General features: G+C 69.0%; 14 protein-coding genes, 2 tRNA genes and 1 pseudogene. 4 read left to right on the top strand and 13 right to left on the bottom strand.

What is annotated here, in order from left to right; all coding sequences use genetic code 11:
* Positions 1–12: 12 nt before the first annotated feature.
* Complete coding sequence (locus tag ACIHFD_RS43610) at positions 13–1,647, top strand: zinc-ribbon domain-containing protein (RefSeq protein WP_397372033.1); 1,635 nt, start codon at positions 13–15, stop codon at positions 1,645–1,647.
* A gap of 136 nt (positions 1,648–1,783) precedes the next feature.
* On the opposite strand, the gene ACIHFD_RS43605 is transcribed toward ACIHFD_RS43610, so the two are convergent.
* The 10 genes from ACIHFD_RS43605 to topA form a co-directional block, all read right to left on the bottom strand.
* A tRNA-Thr gene (locus tag ACIHFD_RS43605) sits at positions 1,784–1,860 on the bottom strand.
* Positions 1,861–1,916: 56 nt separating this feature from the next.
* Positions 1,917–2,747, bottom strand: a complete 831-nt coding sequence (locus ACIHFD_RS43600) for a regulatory iron-sulfur-containing complex subunit RicT (RefSeq protein ID WP_350724339.1) — start codon at positions 2,745–2,747, stop codon at positions 1,917–1,919.
* A 68-nt stretch (positions 2,748–2,815) separates the two neighbouring features.
* Positions 2,816–3,901, bottom strand: coding sequence for a permease-like cell division protein FtsX (locus ACIHFD_RS43595; RefSeq protein WP_397371923.1), 1,086 nt, complete (start codon positions 3,899–3,901; stop codon positions 2,816–2,818).
* Complete coding sequence (locus tag ACIHFD_RS43590) at positions 3,898–4,425, bottom strand: SigE family RNA polymerase sigma factor (protein WP_397371922.1); 528 nt, start codon at positions 4,423–4,425, stop codon at positions 3,898–3,900. Before ACIHFD_RS43590 ends, ACIHFD_RS43595 begins: the two co-directional genes overlap by 4 nt.
* A 51-nt stretch (positions 4,426–4,476) precedes the next feature.
* Entirely contained in the window at positions 4,477–5,388 is a 912-nt protein-coding gene (locus tag ACIHFD_RS43585; RefSeq protein ID WP_397371921.1) for a permease-like cell division protein FtsX, read from the bottom strand.
* A 40-nt stretch (positions 5,389–5,428) separates the two neighbouring features.
* Complete coding sequence (locus ACIHFD_RS43580) at positions 5,429–6,601, bottom strand: DNA polymerase III subunit delta' (RefSeq protein ID WP_355193478.1); 1,173 nt, start codon at positions 6,599–6,601, stop codon at positions 5,429–5,431.
* 134 nt (positions 6,602–6,735) lie between these two features.
* Positions 6,736–8,805 carry a dTMP kinase gene (gene tmk / locus ACIHFD_RS43575; RefSeq protein ID WP_397371920.1) on the bottom strand — a complete coding sequence of 690 codons (2,070 nt, stop codon included), beginning with the start codon at positions 8,803–8,805 and terminating at the stop codon, positions 6,736–6,738.
* A 132-nt stretch (positions 8,806–8,937) separates the two neighbouring features.
* Complete coding sequence (locus ACIHFD_RS43570) at positions 8,938–9,483, bottom strand: helix-turn-helix domain-containing protein (protein ID WP_397371919.1); 546 nt, start codon at positions 9,481–9,483, stop codon at positions 8,938–8,940.
* Positions 9,484–9,558: 75 nt separating this feature from the next.
* The gene (locus tag ACIHFD_RS43565) at positions 9,559–10,773 is read right to left on the bottom strand and encodes a metallophosphoesterase (RefSeq protein ID WP_397371918.1); all 1,215 of its coding nucleotides are present in this window, start codon (positions 10,771–10,773) and stop codon (positions 9,559–9,561) included.
* Positions 10,774–10,831: 58 nt separating this feature from the next.
* On the bottom strand, positions 10,832–13,516 hold the full coding sequence (topA, locus tag ACIHFD_RS43560) for a type I DNA topoisomerase (RefSeq protein WP_397371917.1): 2,685 nt from the start codon (positions 13,514–13,516) through the stop codon (positions 10,832–10,834).
* Between the two features lie 208 nt (positions 13,517–13,724).
* Between topA and ACIHFD_RS43555 the strand changes: the two genes are divergently transcribed.
* Entirely contained in the window at positions 13,725–13,892 is a 168-nt protein-coding gene (locus ACIHFD_RS43555; protein ID WP_397372031.1) for a DUF5703 family protein, read from the top strand.
* Positions 13,893–14,010: 118 nt separating this feature from the next.
* Here the strand turns inward: ACIHFD_RS43555 and ACIHFD_RS43550 are convergent, their stop codons facing one another.
* Complete coding sequence (locus ACIHFD_RS43550) at positions 14,011–16,026, bottom strand: chaplin family protein (RefSeq protein WP_397371916.1); 2,016 nt, start codon at positions 16,024–16,026, stop codon at positions 14,011–14,013.
* A gap of 250 nt (positions 16,027–16,276) precedes the next feature.
* Positions 16,277–16,873: a hypothetical protein gene (locus ACIHFD_RS43545; RefSeq protein WP_350724341.1), complete on the bottom strand. Its 597-nt coding sequence runs from the start codon at positions 16,871–16,873 to the stop codon at positions 16,277–16,279.
* A 351-nt stretch (positions 16,874–17,224) separates the two neighbouring features.
* On the opposite strand from ACIHFD_RS43545, the gene ACIHFD_RS43540 reads away from it, so the two are divergent.
* A tRNA-Leu gene (locus ACIHFD_RS43540) sits at positions 17,225–17,310 on the top strand.
* Positions 17,311–17,374: 64 nt separating this feature from the next.
* On the top strand, positions 17,375–17,791 hold the full coding sequence (locus ACIHFD_RS43535) for a hypothetical protein (protein WP_397371915.1): 417 nt from the start codon (positions 17,375–17,377) through the stop codon (positions 17,789–17,791).
* 39 nt (positions 17,792–17,830) lie between these two features.
* Here ACIHFD_RS43535 and ACIHFD_RS43530 read toward each other — a convergent pair.
* A pseudogene (locus ACIHFD_RS43530) lies at positions 17,831–18,967 on the bottom strand (recombinase family protein); the annotation flags it as partial.

The following is an 18,967-nucleotide window of genomic DNA, read 5'->3' as shown; positions in this document are numbered from 1 at the left end:
GTGGCGTATGCCATGCTCCCGCTCGTGAGAGATCAAGATGAGGACGCTGACCGATCCGAGCTCTGGGCTCGGCTCCAGCGCGAGTTCGTCTCGAACCTCTCGAATCCCGGACTCCACCTGGAGGAGATGCGGCCGTCGTCCAAGGATCGCTGCTTATGGCGATGTTCGAAGGCTGGGTGCGGGCATGAGTGGCAGACAATCTTGCAGTTCCGGGCCCGGCGCACGAACCCGACAGGGTGCCCGGAATGTTGGAGGAAGCGGAACCGAGTTCCCGGCCCAGGTGAGTCGCTCGCTGTCGTCAATCCCGAGCTGGCCAAGCAGTTCCGCAGGAATCTCACCCGTCCGGAGCGGGGGCCGGATACCTTGCTGCCGCAAGCGCATGATAAGTGCGAGTGGGAGTGTGAGCGAGGGCACCTGAACCCGGCGACGGTTGCCAACCGCACCAACGGACGCGGGTGCCCAGACTGCAGTGGACAGGGGCGGACCTTCTTCGAATGCAAGGTCGCGGCACTCGTCGAAGCCGCCTCCGGGCTGACCGTCGAACTGGATCACCGGTTGCACCTGCCGGGGCGAAGAAAAGACCGCTTCGATCTCTTCTTGCCCAAGCTGGACCTGCTGATTGACTTGGACCCCGCCTGGACTCATCGCGGAGCCGACAGTCTCGCGCGCGACACCGCCAAGACGGAAGCGGCGATGCTCGCCGGGCTCGAACTCGTGAGGATCCGCGAGCGTGGGCTGCCCCCGCTGCCAATCTCCGGCTTGAGCCACTATGAGGCCGGGCCAGGAGTTGACCCCGAGGAATGGGCGGCCGCAATCGGTTATGTGCTGCGCCGACGCGGCGAGCCATGGAAGGATCTCGACGCTGCTCAGGTCACGGCTGCTCTGACGAGAGCGTCTGCGCTGTGGCACGAAGTCGTGGCAGGGCCCAAGATCTCGGCGCTGGACGTGGCGCCTCATCTGGCCGACGAGTTCGTCGCCAACCGCACCAGTCCCGGCAGAGGCCTTGAACGGATGCCGCCGGGATGCAACGACGTGTGCGCCTGGCGCTGCTCGACGCCGAATTGCGGCCATGAATGGGAAGTCGCCCTGTCGGTGAGGACGCTCATGGGACGGGGGTGCCAGGAATGCGGCTGGCGCAAGACAGGGGCAGCCAACAGCCGGCCCGGTCCAGGCGAATCGCTTGCCGAGGTGAATCCGGAGCTGGCGGCTCAACTCGTCGAGGTCGTTGATCACCCAGGATGGACTGCGCCCGATCTCCTGCCCAATTCGAACAAGCCGTGCATATGGAGATGTCCAGATCCCGACTGCCGATACGAATGGACAGCTCCCCCCGGCCGCCGCACAAACCAAGGCAGCGGCTGCTCGGAGTGCGCGCGCAAGCGAACCGCTGCGGCTCGAGTTCGGCCCAAGCCCGGCCAGTCGCTGCAAGACCTGTTCCCGCAGATAGCAGCCGAGCTGGTCGAGGTCATCGGACAGCCGAGGTTGACGGCTGCCGATCTGCGTGCCGGTTCTAACATGAAGTGCAGGTGGCGGTGTGCGAAGCCGGGATGTTCTCGTTCCTGGCTGGCGACGCCCGGACAGCGGACACGCCGTGGCGGGACAGGGAAACCTTGCCCGAGGTGCCATCCGCGTCGCGGCCAACAGTAAGGTGACCCCGGCCCGGAACGATAGGCCTACTGTCGTACGGCCCCACCGCTACCGACCTCGCCCTACGTGTCTCCTAGGCCTGTTAGCAAGCGTGTTAGCAAAGGCCCTCCGCGATCTTCGCGGAGGGCCTTTGAACTGGAGCCGCCTTGGGGATTCGAACCCCAGACCCCTTCATTACGAGTGAAGTGCTCTGGCCGACTGAGCTAAGGCGGCGTGCTCTGCGACTTGCAAGAGTCTACAGGAGCCGGAGGGGTCCTCGCTCCCCTCGATCACGCCTCGGCCGGATCCCCGTACGTCGAGTCGTACGCCTTGCGCGGCGCGCACACACTGGCCTTCGAGCAGGCGCAGCGCCGCCCCCCGTCGTTGAGGCGCACCACCACGGAGTCCGACGGGACGTTGTGGCCGACCACGACACCAGGCCCCTGCGGGGTCTCCACGTTCGCCCCCGCCCGCGGGGCAGAGGCGCGGAACTCCTGGTAGAGCGGGTGCTCGTACTTCAGGCAGCACATGAGCCGGCCGCACGCCCCAGCGATCCGCAGTGGATTGACCGGAAGGTCCTGGTCCTTGGCCATGCGTACCGAGACCGGCTCGAAGTCCTTCAGGAATGTGGCACAACACAGGTCACGGCCGCAGGGCCCGATGCCGCCCTGCAGCCGCGCCTCGTCCCTCGGCCCGATCTGCCGCAGCTCGACCCTGGCCCGCAGGTTGCGGGCCAGGTCGCGGACCAGGGCGCGGAAGTCGACCCGGTGCGGCGCCGAGAAGTAGACCGTGTAGACGTTGTCCTCGTCGAGATAGTCGATCCCGACCACCTTCATCGGCAGCGTGTGCCGCTTGATCAGCCGCTTCGACACGCTGCGGGCCTCGGCCCTGCGGCGCTTGTTGGTCTCGTCGCGAGCCAGGTGCTCCTCGCCAGCCAGGCCCGCGCACAGGGGCAGGCCGTCGACGTCCTCGCTCGTGTACTGGGGCGCCCAGACGCACTCCGCCACCTCGGGGCCCGAGTCGGTCGGCACGAGCACCTTGTCGCCCACCTTCGGGCTGTGCTCGCCGGGATCGAGGTAGTAGAGCCTCCCGTAACGGGTGAAGCTCACGGCCATGATCATTCCCATGGGCTCGAGCTCGCCTCCTGACGCCTTGGGGTCGTACGACCTTCCCTGCCACATTACGTGTGTCAGCCCGCTGTGGGAGAGGGGCCGGGGTCCGGATGTTCGCGGGATCGCTTGTCCATCGGGCACACCTTGCTCTCGGGCAGGATCAACCCGTAGCGGTCGATCAGGCGGCTCCTGTCGTCCGCGCATCCTTGGTAGATGACCTGGCTCACCCCTGGTTCCTGCCTCAACCTGCTGACGACCTTGCTCCAGTCGGCCTCAGGCAGCAGCGCCACTCTGAACGATTGGGGCATGTCGCTGACTTTTGTGGCGTCGAGCAGCGCCTTGTTGTCCTTGTACAAGCGGCGGAAGTTCTCGTAGGCCTCCTCCTGGCCCTCGAAGAACACGTCCTTGACGCCAGGCATCGAGAGGATCAGCTTCTGGATGGCCTTCATCTGCTCGGGCGTGACGCCCCTCCCCTCCTTCGTGACAGTGAAGCTGCCTTTGCCGTCAGACTTACGCTCAGCGCCGCACGACCTCATGCCCGACGAGGGAGAACAGAGGAAGACGCTCACATCGAATTTGCTCACCGGAGTGGCGTCATCGGATGCCGATTCCTGAACGTTCAAGACCCCTTGCACCCCGCGCAGCGCCTCCTTCACGCGGAGTGGATCGACACCCTTCGTGAGGGTCAACCGCAACGAATCGGGGATGTCGTCGGCGTCTACAGCGGCCAGCAGCGCCTTGTTGTGCGCGAAATCGCGCCGGAAGTCGGCGTACACAGTGCTCTTGTCCGCGTAGATGATCTCTCTGACCCCCGGCACCTGCTTCAGCTTCGCCACGATCTCCTGCGTCTCCTCCTCACTGACGGCGCCCTGGCACGACGTCTGCTCCCGGTCCGACTTCGCGCACAGGAAAACCATCACCTTCCGCTCGGTAGGCGGCGGATCCGCCGCCACCGCCCGGTCCTCGTCACCCGGACCGCTCAGCAGCCCGACCGTGGTCGCCGCCCCCGCGAGCACCACGGTCGCCGCCACCGCCACCAGCCGGAAATCCACCCTGAACCGCCGCCGCTCCGACGCCCGCAACGGCCTGAGCATGCCGGCGTCCACCGTCGCCCCCGCCTCGGCGAGGGCCTCCCGCAGCCTGTCTTCCATCGCGCTGTTCATGAATCCTCCCCAAGTGCCCGGCCGAGGGCGGCCAGCCCCCGCGCGATCGTGGACCTGACCGTGCTGGCGCCGATCCTCATGGTGTCGGCGATCTCCTGGTCGGACAGGTCGAGGTAGTAGCGAAGAGTGAGCGCCTCCCGCTGCCTGCGCGGCAGCTCACGCAGGGCGAGCAGCACCCCGCGCCGCTCCTCGCCCATCAGCGCGGCGCTCTCCGCCGACCAGACGGGCGGTTCGTACGGCACCGCCCGCCGGAACACGGTCGCCCGCCTGCGCAGCACCGACCGGCACCCGTTGAGCACCGCGGAGCGGACATAGGCCAGCGCCTTGTCGGCGTCGCGCAACCGGCCGCGCCCGGCATGGGTGCGCGCGAACGCCTCCTGTACGACGTCTTCCGCGGTCGCCTGATCGCCGACCATGATCAGGGCAAGCCGCACGAGGCCCACGTGGTGCTCGGCGAAGATCGACGCCACGTCTATTCGCTGCCGCGCCCGGGCCTCTTGTTGGGTGAGTAGTTCGACTTCCACGTATCAGAGACGCCCGTCAGCCCCATCTGCTGCTCACGTCACCCGACGGGTTCACTGACGCGGCGCGCAGACCTTGCTGTCGGGCAGGTTACTGCGCCCGTACTCCACTTCCAGCTTGAGCTTGGCGTCCGTACACCTCAGGTTGTACACCTGACTCACCCCTGGCAGCCGCGCCAGGCTGCGGCTCACGGCGTTCCAGTCGACCTCGGCCCGCATGGTCAGCCGGTACGACTCGGGTATGTCCGACAGTTGGGTGGCGTTCACGAGCGCCTCGTTGTCGGCATAGGACTCGACGAAGTTCCGGTAGGCCGTCGCCTGGTCCTCGAAGAAGTACCCCGCGACCCCGGGCGTGCCCTCGATCGCCTTGACCACGGCCTTCTTCTCCTTGAGAGTCGCGGCCTTGCCCTTCGCCCTGCCACGACCGGACAGGCAGGCCGGCATGAGCGAGTCCTTCACACAAAGGAAGACGGCGATGTCCGATTCCCACGCCAAAGCCAGCGGATCACCATAGATCTCGGCCTGGTCGACGACCGTGCCCACCCCGGGTCGCCGCTTCGCCGCGAGCCACATGCGATCCCGGTCGGCCCCCTTCTTCACCCGCAGGCGGAACGACTCCGGCAGATCCTTCGCCCGTACGGCCTTCAGCAGCGTCTTGTTGCCGGCGAAGTCCCGCCGGAAGCTCTCGTACGCGCTCGCCCGATCGACGAACCGGACGTCGCTGAGCTCCGTCCTGGATTCCAGGAACGTCCTGAGCGCCTGCTTCTGCTTCGCCGTGGCGCCGCGCCTGTGGCACCCGTACGTGGTCGGAATGCACAGGAAGACGGCGATCTCCCACTCGTCGCTCGCACTGACCTCCGGAGCGGTCACCGCGTCCGCCGCAGCCGGCGTACCCATGAGAACCGACATCCCGGCCAGCAGCGTGGCGATCAACGACCGTAAGCCCGAGGGTGCCTCGTCAGCCACTGCCACTCCTCATCCCCGCCCAACGCCCCATGATCACGAGTCAGGAACGCAGCGACAGCATCATCGCCTCTACGGCCATCTGCGGGTTGACGTTCGCCGCCAGCCGCTCCCTGCACTGCATGATCGCATCGATCCGGCGCAGCGTCTCCTCCGGCGTGGCCACCTTGGCCAGCTGATCGAGGTCGAAGCGGAGATCGTCGTTGGCCAGCTCGACCCCGGCCCCGAACTGCATGGCCAGCACGTCCCGGTAGAACGACACCAGCTCCAGCAGCGCCGCGTCCAGCGAGTCGCGCTTGATCCGCGTGGCCCGCGACTTCTGCCGGTCCTCCAGCTCCTTCAGGGCCCCGGCCCCGCCGCGTACGAGCCCTCGGTTGAGCCCCTTGCCCGTGGATCCCTCACCGTAGAGCTTGCGCAGCTCGGCGGTCTCGTTCTCGTTGAGCGCGGCCGTGGCCGCGGCGGCCTCCTCCTCCGCCGTCTTGACCAGCCGCTCGGCGGCCGAGACGCACTCCCCCACCCCGGTCAGCGAGCGCGGGATGCCCAGGACGGCCTCACGACGCCGCCTGACGCCCTCGTCGAGCGCCAGCGCCCGCGCCCTGCCGATGTGCCCCTGGGCGGCCTTGGCGGCGAACCTGGCCACGTCCGGCGGCACGCTGTCGCGCGTGGCCAGCACATGGGCGACGGCCTCCGTGGCCGGGGTGGTCAGGTTGACCACCCGGCAGCGCGACCTGATGGTGATCATGAGGTCGTCGGGAGCGGGCGCGCACAGCAGCCAGACCGTACGTGGCGGGGGCTCCTCGATAGCCTTGAGCAGGGCGTTGGCGGCGGACTCCGTGGCCCGGTCGGCGTCCTCGAACAGGATGACCCGCCACCGCCCCTGCGTCGGCGCCCCGGCCGCCCGCAGGATGAGCTCGCGGGTCTGCTTGACGCTGTAGGACAGGCCCTGGGGGCGTACGGACTCCAGGTCGGGGTGGGAGCCGATGAACACCTGGTGGCACTGGTCGCAGTGGCCGCACCCGCCGTCGGGGCAGAGCAGCGCGGCGGCGAAAGCGCGGGCGGCGTCCTCCCGGCCCGAGCCCGGCGGCCCGGTGAACAGCCACGCGTGCGTCATGCCCGCGCCGCGCCCGCCCCTGACGACCTCCCCGGCCGCCGCCGCGGCCCGCGACAGCACGGCCACCGCCTGGTCCTGCCCGACGAGGTCATCGAAAACTGCCACGACGTAAGGCTAACCGCCGACGGCAGTCCCCACGCCCGTACGCGACTCTCGCCGACGCGCCCGCCCGAAAGAAGACCCCGGAAGAACCCGGGCGACATCCGCCATCTCCCGGGGCTCCGCCCACGCGAAGAGGTCTAGTCGCGGATGGTGGGCATCGTCCAGTCGCCGCGGATGGCGGGCATCGTGCCCGTGGCGTCCTCGGACTCCTGCGGCACCGGGTCCGGCAGGATGTCGCGGATCCGGTCCTGGATCTGGCGGGTGATCACCTCGGGCTCCAGCGTGCCGTCCACCACCAGGTAACGCTCGGGCGCCGCCGCGGCCAACGCCCGGAACTCCTTGCGTACCCGCTCGTGGAAGTCCAGCGGCTCCGACTCGATCCGGTCGGCGGCCCCGCCCAGCCGGGTCAGCCCCACCTGCGGCGGGGTGTCGATGAGCACCGTCAGGTGCGGCACCAGCCCACCGGTCGCCCAAGCGTTGATCTTGGACACGTCCTTCGGGTCGAGCGCCCGCCCGGCCCCCTGGTAAGCCAGCGAGGAGTCCACGTAGCGGTCGGTGATCACGAGCGAGCCCCGGTAGAGCGCGGGACGGATCACCTTCTCCACGTGCTCGGCCCGGTCGGCGGCGTAGAGCAGGGCCTCGGAGCGCGCCGACAGCCCGCGCTCGGCCGCGTCGAGCAGGATCGCCCGCAGCCGCATGCCGACCTTGGTCGAGCCCGGCTCGCGCGTCTGCACCACGTCGTAGCCCTGGTCACGCAGCCAGATGGCGATCAGCCGCGACTGGGTCGTCTTGCCCGACCCCTCGCCGCCCTCGAACGCCACGAACAGCCCGGGCACCGCCTCGGCCGCCTCGGCCGGGAACCGCTCGCCGCGCACCGCCGCGATGAGGTCGCCGGCCAGCGAGACGCCCTTCCTGTCGTCCATGTGCCGCAGCGCGAGGACGCCCACGACCATGGCGAGCACTCCGCCGATGACCAGCACCAGGTTGGAGCCGTCGAACCGGTAGGCGATCGTGCCGAACCGCAGCCAGTGGACGTCGAAGATCGCCGCCAGCGGGTTGGCCACGGCGACCACCAGCAGCAGGGTCACCCGCGCCGTGGACTGCAGGAACGAGAACGTACGGCCCCGCAGCCCGTCCTCGACCTCGAGCCCGATCAGCGTGTAGCCGATGATCCACGCGATGCCCGCGCACGCCCCCAGCAGCACGGTCAGCATGACCACGATCACCAGGTTGTGCACGAGCGCGGTGGCCACCAGCACGAGCCCCGCCACGGTGATGGCCAGGCCGAACAGCCGCCGCCGCGACAGCTCGCGCAGCAGCCTGAGGCCGAAGAACATGCCCAGCGCCATGCCGACGAAGACCGCGCCGAACACGACGCCGTAGGCCGCGTCGCCGCCGCCGAGCGCCTGGACGTAGATCTTGGCGACGCCGACCACGGCCCCGCCCGCGGCGAAGGCCCCCAGCATGCCGATGATCAGCCCGCGCACCAGCCGGTTGCCGCCCACGAACCGCCAGCCCTCGACGATCTGCTTGAGCACGGAGGGCGTGGAGATGGCGCCGTCGCGCTTGGGGATGTCGCGCAGCGTGAAGATCAGGACGGCCGAGACGAGGTAGGCGCAGGCGTTGACGACCAGCGCGAGCGACGTGGCGTCCTGGCCGGCCATGGACGGCACCATGCTCGTGATCACGCCGCCCACCACGGACAGCGCCGCGAACAGCATGGCCGCGACCGGCGCGGTGCCGTACGTGACCAGCAGGTTGAGCCGGTTGGCCGACTCGAGCTGATCCTTGCGCACCAGGTTGGGCACCGTGGCGTCCTTGGCGGGAACCCAGAACAGGTTGACGCACTCGACCAGGACGGTCGCGACGATCACCCACTGGTAGCTGCGGACGAACGGGATCGACAGCACCACGGCGAACCTGAGCAGGTCGGCCACGACCATCATCAGCCGCCGGTCGAACCGGTCGGCGAACACCCCCGCGAGCGGCCCGAGCAGCACGGCGGGCAGCATCTTGGCGATGAACACCCCGCCGACCGCCAGCGACTGCAGACGGTAGTCGTTCTGCGTGAGATTACCGGCCAGGGCGGTCAGCGCCAGGATGTTGAGCCAGTCGCCCAGGCTGCACACCGACATGGCCATCCAAAGCCGTCGAAACGGCGCATTGGCCAGCACGTGGGCCGGGCGGCTTCGACCAGGGGCAGTCATGATTTCAGCGTATCCAGGAAGTGGGTGGACAACAGACCAGCCGGATATTCCCGGCCGACTCGGGGCTGAGGGTATTACGTTCGCGGGCCAGCGTGCAGGGTGCAGACCTCGAATAGGCCCCCAAAAGCATCATCAATTCATAACTCCGGCCTCAAGTCGGGCCTCTTCCACCAGTGGCCCCCACTCCGCGCGGATCTCCTCGGGCAGCTCCAGCTCGCCCCACAGCTCCACGAGCAGCACCCCGTCCACGTGATCGAGCAGCTCCTGAGGCTCGCCCTCGCACAGCAGCACGGTGTACGCGGCCCGGCGCGCCTCCCGGTCGGCCAGGTCGTAGACCCGCTCCCGCAGCCGCACGACGCCCAGCGCCGCCCCGACCGGCAGCCGCCGCAACCGGCTCGGCACGTGGAACGTCCGACCGTCGCCCGCGCGGGCCGCGAACTCGACCTTGGCCTCGAGCGCCAGCCGGAAGCCGGCCGCGTCGAGAATGCGCCCCGCGGTCTCCAATGTCGGTGACTTCCTGCCGTGCTCGTAGGCCGACAGCGTGGTCCTCGACGTGCCGCTCACGCTGGCCAGGACGCGCTGGTTCATGCTCGCCGCATGGCGGGCCTGCTTGAACAGCTGCCCGCCGCGCTTGGCCCAGAAGGCGGCGTGCGCCGCCTCCATAGGCGAGGAGACCATCCCCCACCTCCGATCAGTATCCGGTTGGATACTCTACGCCATCATGACCGCAGGTGACCAGTAGATCGCGGAAGGTCAGCGCAACTCCAGCAGCGTGATCTCGGGCGGCGCCCCGACGCGCACCGGCGGGCCCCAGAACCCGGCGCCCCTGGTGACGTACACCTGCACCCCGTCGACCGTGGCCAGGCCGGAGACCACGGGCTGCTGCAGGCCCACCACCAGGTTGAACGGCGCGATCTGCCCGCCGTGCGTGTGGCCGGACAGCTGCAGGTCGACGCCGTGGCGAGCGGCCTGGCCGACCTGGACCGGCTGGTGCGCCAGCAGCACCGTGGACCGGCCGGCGTCCCGGCCGCCCAGCGCCTTGTCGAAGTCGGGGCCGTCGCCCGCCGAGGCGCCGTTGAGGTCGTTGACCCCGGCGAGGTCCAGCACGGCGCCCTGGTGCCTGATCTCCACGCGCTCGTTCCGCAGCGAGCGTACGCCGAGCTGATCGAGCTCCTCGATCCACTCCATGGGCCCGCTGGGAGCGAAGTATTCGTGGTTGCCGGTCACGAAATATGCCCCGTAACGGGACTCCAGGCTCTTCAGCGGCTGAGCCAGCGGCCCCAGCTGGGCCACCGACCCGTCCACCAGGTCGCCCACGATCGCCACCACGTCGGCCTCCAGGCCGTTGATCATGCGGACGATCCGCTCGGTGTGCCCCCTGCCCGTGAGCGGCCCCAGGTGGATGTCGCTCACCACGGCGAACCGCAGGCCGCTGAGCCGTGAGTCCAGCTTCGGCAGGGCCACCTTCACGCGTTCGATCACGGGGTCGCCCAGGGCGCTCGTCATGCCGTACCCGACCGTGCCAAGCGCTCCCACGCCCGCGATGGCGGCGGTGGTCCGCCCCAGGAAGAGCCTCCTGCTGATCGGGGCCGCCACGGGAGCGGGCTCGGGGGGCGCCGGGGCGCCCGCCATGGCGGGCACGGGCACCGGCGCCGCCTCGCGCGTCACGGCCTTCCGCGAGGCCCTGCGCAGGACGAGCGCGGCCACCGCCCGCGGCACCTCCAGCACCACCATGAAGACGATCAGGTAGAACATCAGCGCCAGCCAGACGTAGCCCGGCCAGGCCAGCCAGTGCCCGAAGTCCATCCGCGTGGCCGCGAACGTGGCCACGACGAGCACCGTCAGCCCCACCACACCCCACGTCAACGCCTTGCGCAGCCGCCCGGGGGCCGTGGTGGAACGGACCATCCGCTGCCACAGATAAAGGTGTGCCAGCAGGATCAGGCCCGCGAAGAACAAGACGATCACAGCGTCGATGCTACTTGCGGGGCCGCGTCCTGCGGCCCCGCCAACCTCGCGGCTCGCCTTACGACTTGGCCGCCGGCTTCTTCGCGGGAGCCTTCTTCGCCGGCGCCTTCCTCGTGGTGGTCTTCTTGGCCGCCGGCGCCCGCTCGCGCCGCTCGGCCAGCAGCTCGGCCGCCCGCTCGGTCGTGATGTCCTCGACCGTGTCGTCCTTGCGCAGCGACGCGTTCGTCTCGCCGTCGGTCACGTAAGGCCCGAACCGCCCCTCCTTCACCACAATGGGCTTCTTGGAGTGGGGGTCGGCGCCCAGCTCGCGCAGCGGCGCCGCCGCCGCGGCCCGCCGGCCGCGCTGCTTCGGCTGCGCGAACAGCTCCTTGGCCTGCTCGATCGTGACCGTCAGCAGGTCTTCTTCCGAGGCCAGCGAGCGCGAGTCGGTGCCCTTCTTCAGGTACGGGCCGAACTTGCCGTTGGAGGCCACGACCTCCTCGCCCTCCAGCTCGCCCACGAGCCTGGGGATCGACAGCAGCTTGAGCGCGTCCTCGAACGTGATCGTGTCCAGTGACATCGTCTTGAACAGCGACGACGTGCGCGGCTTGGGCGCGTCGGCCTTCTTCGTCCGCCTCTTGGGTGCCTCGTCCTCGGGCGGCTCGGGCAGGACCTCCGTCACGTACGGGCCGTAGCGGCCGTCCTTGGCCACGATCATGTTCCCGGACACCGGGTCGCGCCCGAGCTCCCGGTCGCCCGTCGGCCTGGAGAACAGCTCCTCGGCCTTCTCCGCCGTCAGCTCGTCGGGCGTCATGTCCTCGGGCACGTTGACCCGCGCGCCGTCCCTGTCGAGGTAGGGCCCGTAACGCCCGACCCGCAGCACGATGTCCGTCCCCTTGACCGGGAACGAGCTGATCTCCTTGGCGTCGATGTCACCGAGGTCGGTGACCATCTCCTTCAGACCCTCGTCGCCGTCGGAGCCGTAGTAGAAGCGCTGCAGCTCCGGCACCCGCTCGGCCCGGTCGTTGGCGATGTCGTCGAGGACCTTCTCCATCTCGGCCGTGAAGTCGTAGTCGACCAGGTTGCCGAAATGCTGCTCCAGCAGGTTGACCACGGCGAACGCCAGGAACGACGGCACCAGCGCCGTGCCCTTCTTGAACACGTAGCCGCGGTCGAGGATGGTCCCGATGATCGAGGCGTACGTCGAAGGCCGCCCGATCTCGCGGTCCTCCAGCTCCTTGACCAGCGACGCCTCGGTGTAACGCGCGGGCGGCTTGGTCGAGTGGCCCGCCACGTCGAGCCTGGTGACGCTGAGCGCGTCGCCCTCCGCCAGGTTCGGCAGCCGCTTCTCGGAGTCGTCGCGGTCGGTCGAGGGGTCGTCTGCCCCCTCCACGTACGCCTTGAGGAACCCGTAGAACGTGATCGTCCGCCCGGACGCGCTGAACTCGACGTCCTCGCCCGACGACGACCTGCCGCCCACCTTGACCGTGACCGACTCGCCCACCGCGTCCTTCATCTGCGAGGACACCGTGCGCTGCCAGATCAGCTCGTACAGCCGGAACATGTCGCCCGACAGCCCGGTCTCGCCCGGCGTGCGGAACTCCTCGCCCGAGGGCCGGATCGCCTCGTGCGCCTCCTGCGCGCTCTTCACCTTGCTGCTGTAGACGCGCGGCTTGTCGGGCACGTACGCGGCCCCGTACAGCTTGATCGCCTGGGACCTGGCGGCCGCCACGGCGGTCTCCGACAGCGTGATGCTGTCGGTACGCATGTAGGTGATGAAGCCGTTCTCGTAGAGCCGCTGCGCCACCTGCATGGTGTACTTCGCGGAGAACCCCAGCTTCCGGCTGGCCTCCTGCTGCAGCGTGGTCGTCCGGAACGGCGCGTACGGCTTGCGCGTGTACGGCTTGCGCTCCACGGACTTGACCGCGAACGACGCGCCCGTCAGCCGCCCGGCCAGCTCGCCCGCGGCCTCCTCGGACAGGTGGAGCACGTCGACGTTCTTGAGCCGCCCGGTGCTGGCGAAGTCGCGGCCCTGCGCCACCCGCTTGCCGTCGACCCCCGTGAGGGTCGCGGTGAAGTCACGCGGCCGCTCCTCGGGCTTGTTCGTGTCGAAGAGTGCCTGCAGGTCCCAGTAGTGGGCGGGCGTGAACGCCATGCGCTCGCGCTCGCGCTCCACCACGAGCCTCGTCGCCACCGACTGCACGCGGCCGGCCGACAGGCGGGGCTTGACCTTCTTCCACAGGACCGGGCTGACCTCGTAGCCGTAGAGGCGGTCGAGGATGCGCCGGGTCTCCTGGGCGTCGACCAGGCGCAGGTTGAGGTCGCGCGGGTTGGCCACGGCGTCCTGGATGGCCTGCGGGGTGATCTCGTGGAACACCATGCGGTGGACCGGGACCTTGGGCTTGAGGACCTCGCGCAGGTGCCAGGCAATGGCCTCGCCCTCGCGGTCCTCGTCAGTGGCCAGATAGAGCTCGTCGGCGTCCTTCAGCAGCTGCCGCAGCTTGTTGACCTGCGACCGCTTGTCCGGGTTGACGACGTACAGCGGCTCGAACTCGTGCTCGACATTGACCCCGAGGCGGGCCCATGGGGCTCCCTTGTACTTCTCGGGGATGTCGTCGGCCCTCTCCGGAAGGTCCCGGATGTGGCCGATGCTCGATTCGACGATGTAGCCGCGCCCGAGGTACCCGGCGATCGTCTTCGCCTTCGCGGGCGACTCGACGATCACCAGGCGTGTTCCGCCGGCGCTGCCGTTCTTGGCTGGCACGCTGCTTCCTACCTCGCTGTTCGCTTTGCAAATCCCCCTGCCGGGAGTCGGTACAGACTGAAAGGTAACCCGACTCGCGGAAATTTCCTTCCCCCGGGCTACCCACTAGCTTCCGGGTCCACCCACAAGCACGCAGAATAAGGCCCATCGAGCGGCATGGCGCCCTGACTCACCCTGGAGACTAATCGTTGTGCTCGACTACTCCTACATGGATATCTTCATTCCACGCGATCTCACTCGTGAAGCAGCACGTCAGCTGCTGACCGAACACGCAGAGTACGGGCAGTGGGAGCTGGCCCGCGTACGCGTCTACCCCGACGGTAGCCGCCACGTACGGCTGCGTCGCAAGGTCTTGCGGGTACGCAGCACGCTGTGAACCCCGGACATGGCTTTGCCCGCCCCGGGCCGCGCCCCCGGAACGGGCAAAGCGTCTAACGCTGACCGCTCACAGGCTGTGAGCGGTAGCCGTCCTTGTTACGTGCTGCCTGATTCCCTTACTTCCGGCCGATCCGGAACCGGCGAGCGGTCCCGAACAGCGTCGCCGAGGCGGCGAACATCGCGCCGATCATGAGGGCGAGCAGGGAGCTGGAGTTCATCCCCCCGAGGCCGGCGGGCTGCTCGGCGCTCATCAGGCCGCTGACCGGCAGGCCGCGGGTGGCCGAGGTGACGGCGCCGCCGACCGGGGTGCCGGCCACGAGGCCGGTCGCCGGGTCGAGCACGGACACGGCGCCGCTCGAGGCGGCGGGGCGCCCGGCGCCGTCGACCTGGCCGGCCGCGTGCTTCTTCTTCGGCTGGGCCGGGGTCTGCGCCTGGCCGGGCAGGCCGGGCAGCTCGGGCAGGCTCGGCAGGCCGAACGTCTGGGCGGCGTCCTCGACCAGCGGCACCGAGGTCAGGCCCGTACCCGTGACCTCCTGCAGCTTGCCGGTCACGCCCAGTTGCTGGGGAACCCCGGCCAGGTCGTTGCCCTTCTGGGTGACGCCGGCGAGGTCCTGCACGCCGCCCAGGACCGGGACGGCGGGCAGCATGGGCAGCAGCCCGCCCTTGGAGCCCTTGCCGGCCGTCCGCTCGACGCCGCCGCGGACGTATCCGTGCCCGTACTCGGGCCTGCCGACGTTCGCGCCACCGAGGCACCCGGCCGCGGCGTCGCCGAGCACGGCCGCAGCGTTGCCGCAGACGTTGATGGGAGCGGCGATCGGCGCGATGATCTGGTTGCCCGCGAGCACCCCGGCGCGGCCGGAGGTGTGGTTGCCGCCGCCACCGGTGCGGTCGACCTTGGCCCCGCCCTTGCAGTGGGCCCTGGAGGCGCCGAGCACGGCGGCCGCGTTGCCGCAGATGTTGATCGGGGCGGTGATCGGCGCGATGACCTGGTTGCCGCTCAGCACGCCGGCCCGGCCGGAGGTGTGGTTGCCACCGGCGCCGGTGCCGCCGTTCTTCACGCGGGCGCCGCCCTTGCAGCTGGCGAACGCGTGCCCGACCAGGGCCACCGCGTTCCCGCAGACGTTGACGGGCGCGCTGATCGGCGCCACCACCTGGTTGCCGCTGAGGACGCCCGCCTGGCCGGAGGTGACGTTGCCGCCCGCCCCGGACCCGCGGCGGGTGTTCTCGACCTTGGAGCCGCCCTCGCACCTGGCGGCGGCGTTGCCCACGGCGTTGCCGCAGACATTGACGGGCACGCTGATCGGGGCGATCACCTGGTTGCCGCTGCCGACCCCGAAGCGCCCGTCGGTGTCGTTGCCCGAGGAGCCCACGGGGCCGCGGGGGCCGTGGTAGCCGTGCCGGTGGCCGCCGCCGTTGGTGACGGTCGAGCCGCCCTTGCAGCCCGCGAACGCCCGGCCGACGACGGCGACGGCGTTGCCGCAGATGTTCACCGGCGCGGAGATCGGCGCGACGACCTGGTTGCCGCCCAGCACGCTGGCGTTGCCCGAGGTGCGGTTGCCGCCCGCGCCCACTCCGGTGTTGTGGACGCTGGAGCCGCCCTTGCAGCCCGCCGTCGCGCTGCCGAAGATCGCGACCGCGTTGCCGCAGACGTTGATCGGCGCGGAGATCGGCGCGGTGATCTGGTTTCCGCCGAGCACGCTGGCGTCGCCGGAGGTACGGTTACCGCCCGCGCCGCCCTTGCCCTGGTTGCGAACGGTGGCGCCCCCCTTGCAGCCCGCGTCGGACCTGCCGACCAGCGAGACGGCGTTGCCACAGGCGTTGACCGGGGCGCTGATGGGCGCGTTCACCTGGTTGCCGCCGAGCACGCTCGCGTTGCCCGAGGTGCGGTTGCCCGGGATGCCGCCCTTGTTGACGACCTCGGCGCCGCCCTGCGAGGAGGCAGAGGAGCTGCCGACCGCGCCGACGGAGTTGCCGCTGATGTCGATGGGCAGGGAGATCGGCAGGTCGACCTGGTTGCCGCCGCCGACGGACGCGTCGCCCGAGGTGTCGGCCAGGGCGGTGCCGCCGCCGAACGACATGACGGCAACGGCGAGCAGAGCCGCGGGAGTAGATGCCTTTGCCCACGTACGCATGATGAATGCTCCTAGTGGTTCTTCTTGGGGGGATAACTACTTGGGGGATAACTTCTTGGGGGATAACGGAACGGTTCGCGGGCAGCCCGAGGCCGTGCGAGGTTTCGCGCACAGCGGAGACCTCGGGTTCGCGAACAGCTGAACTGACGTGTTTGTGCACCCGCCGGCGGAGAGGCGTCTCAGACCGCGCTCAACCGCGTTACTTCGGAAAGGGGCCGGTCAACGAAAGGACCGGCAGCTGCAAGGCGGGTCAGTCAGGCGAGAAGGAGGGGTCGTCCGCCGCTGTGCGGACGACGGGGGCAGGCACCCGCGCCAGGAGGGCGCGCAGCACCTGCAGCCGCGGGTCGAACACAGACCTCGCGACGTCCCCCGCAGCGGCCCCGAACGAGCCGCTGCCACCGCCGTTGGGCACCAAGCCATTGGTGTCCAGGATCTTTCCGGCGGTGGATGGCGATGGCAGGCCAGGATCCTGCTGGCTGTTGAGCCCGTCGACCGTACGCCCGGCCATGGCCTCGGCGTTGTCATCGGGGCTGGTGAGGGAGTGAGGCACCTGAGCGGACGCGGCTCCGTCCACGGTCTGCGCGGCCGTGGTCTTCGCTTGCGCGTCCGCCGTAGGAGTCGCCACTTCGGCCGCCGCCGGGGCGGCGGTGAGCATGCCGAAGATGACGGCGAACAGCCATCCGGCGGCTACCAGGGCGCCGACAGTGACTGCCCGCACGACGAGCCGCCGGGCACCGGCCGCGAACCGCGCCATCCGGTCAACCCGAACGGTGGTCACGTCATGCGCCGGGACGGTCACGGGCAGGCGATGCACACCGAGGGCCACAGCCCTCCGCCGCACCACCATGCGCGCCACGTGACCTCCCGCACTCCAGAACCGGCCTCATTTGTCGTGAGGCCGGTCCATGGACTCACCCCTCAACGGTCCGTAACCGTAGCAGCACTCAAGGTGGCCGCAAGAGCTTTTCAACGGAGACCCAGAAATTCGCCAACTCCCCATGGGCCAAACCGCCACCAACTGCCTCAACACCCTCTGGCGTACGTCAGCAAGGCCCCATCAGGAGCTCCCGCCCGCCCCATATTCCGGCCGGCGGAGACACCTCGAAGGGGCGAGCTGATTCTTGGTATGACGCACCCCTCAGAGTTTGCTAACCTTACTGAGCCGACGCGAGATGACGGTCTCACGTGCAGGCACCAAGTCCGGGTGGCGGAATAGGCAGACGCGCTAGCTTGAGGTGCTAGTGCCCAGTGATGGGCATGGGGGTTCAAGTCCCCCCTCGGACACAGACCCGTACCCCATATGGTCCTGGTTGCTGGAGACAGCAACCAGGACTTTGTGTTGTGAGGGGTGGTAGACCAGCTCCAGGCCGAGGCTCGCGTAGATCTTCGCTTTGCGGATCGGGTCGGCTCTTCCCAGAACATCGACGAGACTCCCCAGATCGCGCAGGGACGCTGCCAGGCTGTCACGGTCGAAGAGACGGGGCCGGGCAACCGGGAGCCGCGTGAGCCTGTGTTGCAGCTCAGTCTTCCGGCCTTGTTCCTCGCTCATCCAACTCGCGATGAGCACCGGGTCAGCGCCGGCTTCCAGGGCTGCACGGTGGCGAGCCAGCTTCCGATCACATTCAGCCATCTGCCGCTTGATGGCCTCAGTCTCGTGCGAGGCCGGGGACGGCGCTTCGTGCGCTGTCACCAGGAGATCCAAGGTGCGGTCGATGTTCGACGGAGTGAACAGGCGTCCCAACCAGCGATCGAGCTTGGGGGCTAGGTCGATCTCGCGCAGGTAGACGTTGCGAGGGTGCGTCACGCGGTTGGCGAGCGCGTACTCCTCCGGGAACCTGCACCGGTAGTAGGGCATTTCGTTGGCCCAATGCCCCTGCATCTTGCGGTCACAGAGTCCGCAGATGAGTCGTCCACGGAGCTGGTACAAACGCTGAGCCCGCCTGACGGTCTTGTCGGTGTAGCGATCACCACGACTGTGGAGCGTCTGTTGCGCCGCCTCGAAGTCCTCCCGGCTCACGATCGGAGGATGCGCCGGGGCATCCGACCAGATCCACTTGTCCTTGGGGTTCCAGCGGAGCTTGGGCATGTGCCCGAGGCCCACGTCATCCACGTCGATCAGGACCTCGTCCTTCCGTTGCCTGTTCCATACCTGGTAGCCGGTGTAACGAGGGTTGAGCAGGATGGCACGCACGGCGCCCTTGGACCAGGCGATCCCGGACCGGTGACGGTTGCGTCCAGGATCGTGAGCGGACGGACACAGGATGCCCTCTCGCGTCAGCCTCTCAGCGATGGCGAAGATGCCGTAGCCCGCGAGGAAATCGGCGAAGATCCGAGCGACGACGACCGAGGCGACGGGATCGAGTTCGAGCCGATGCAGCCGCCGGCCATCCGCCGCTTTGGCCGGGTTGGGGTGCGGACCGGCGTCAACCAGGATGTAGCCGTACGGCGGACGCCCGCCGAGGAACCGGCCTTCCATCTGCGCTTGGGCTCCCATGGCGCTACGTACTCGGACCTTGACGCGGTTGCGCTCCCCCTTGCTCATGCCGCCGAAGACGCTCATCACAAGATCGTGCGCCTCGTTCGCCGGATCGATGGGACCGCCCACCTCCGGCACCCACAGCGGCACGCCGAAGTGCTCGAAGATCGGGAACGTCAGGCCGTACTGGTTGCCGTAGAAAGCCCGGTGGGGCTCACCGATCACCACGGCCTCGAAGCCACGATCATGGTTCCGTAGTACGGCCAAGAGCGCCGCCGACTGAGGACGACGCTGCCAGGGGATCGAGCGTGACTTGTCCACGTCGAAGAACTCAGCGACGATCACTCCCCCACGTGGCTCGATGAGCGCACGGGAACGGGTGAGCTGCCAGGCTCGGGACGATGCGGGATCTTGGTTGTCCTCTGTGGAAACTCGGCCGTAGAAGCCGAAACGAATGGTGTCCAT

Source organism: Nonomuraea sp. NPDC051941 (genome assembly GCF_044593615.1).
The sequence above is the reverse complement of the archived record's forward strand: the minus strand, read 5'-3'. Positions and strand labels throughout refer to the sequence as shown.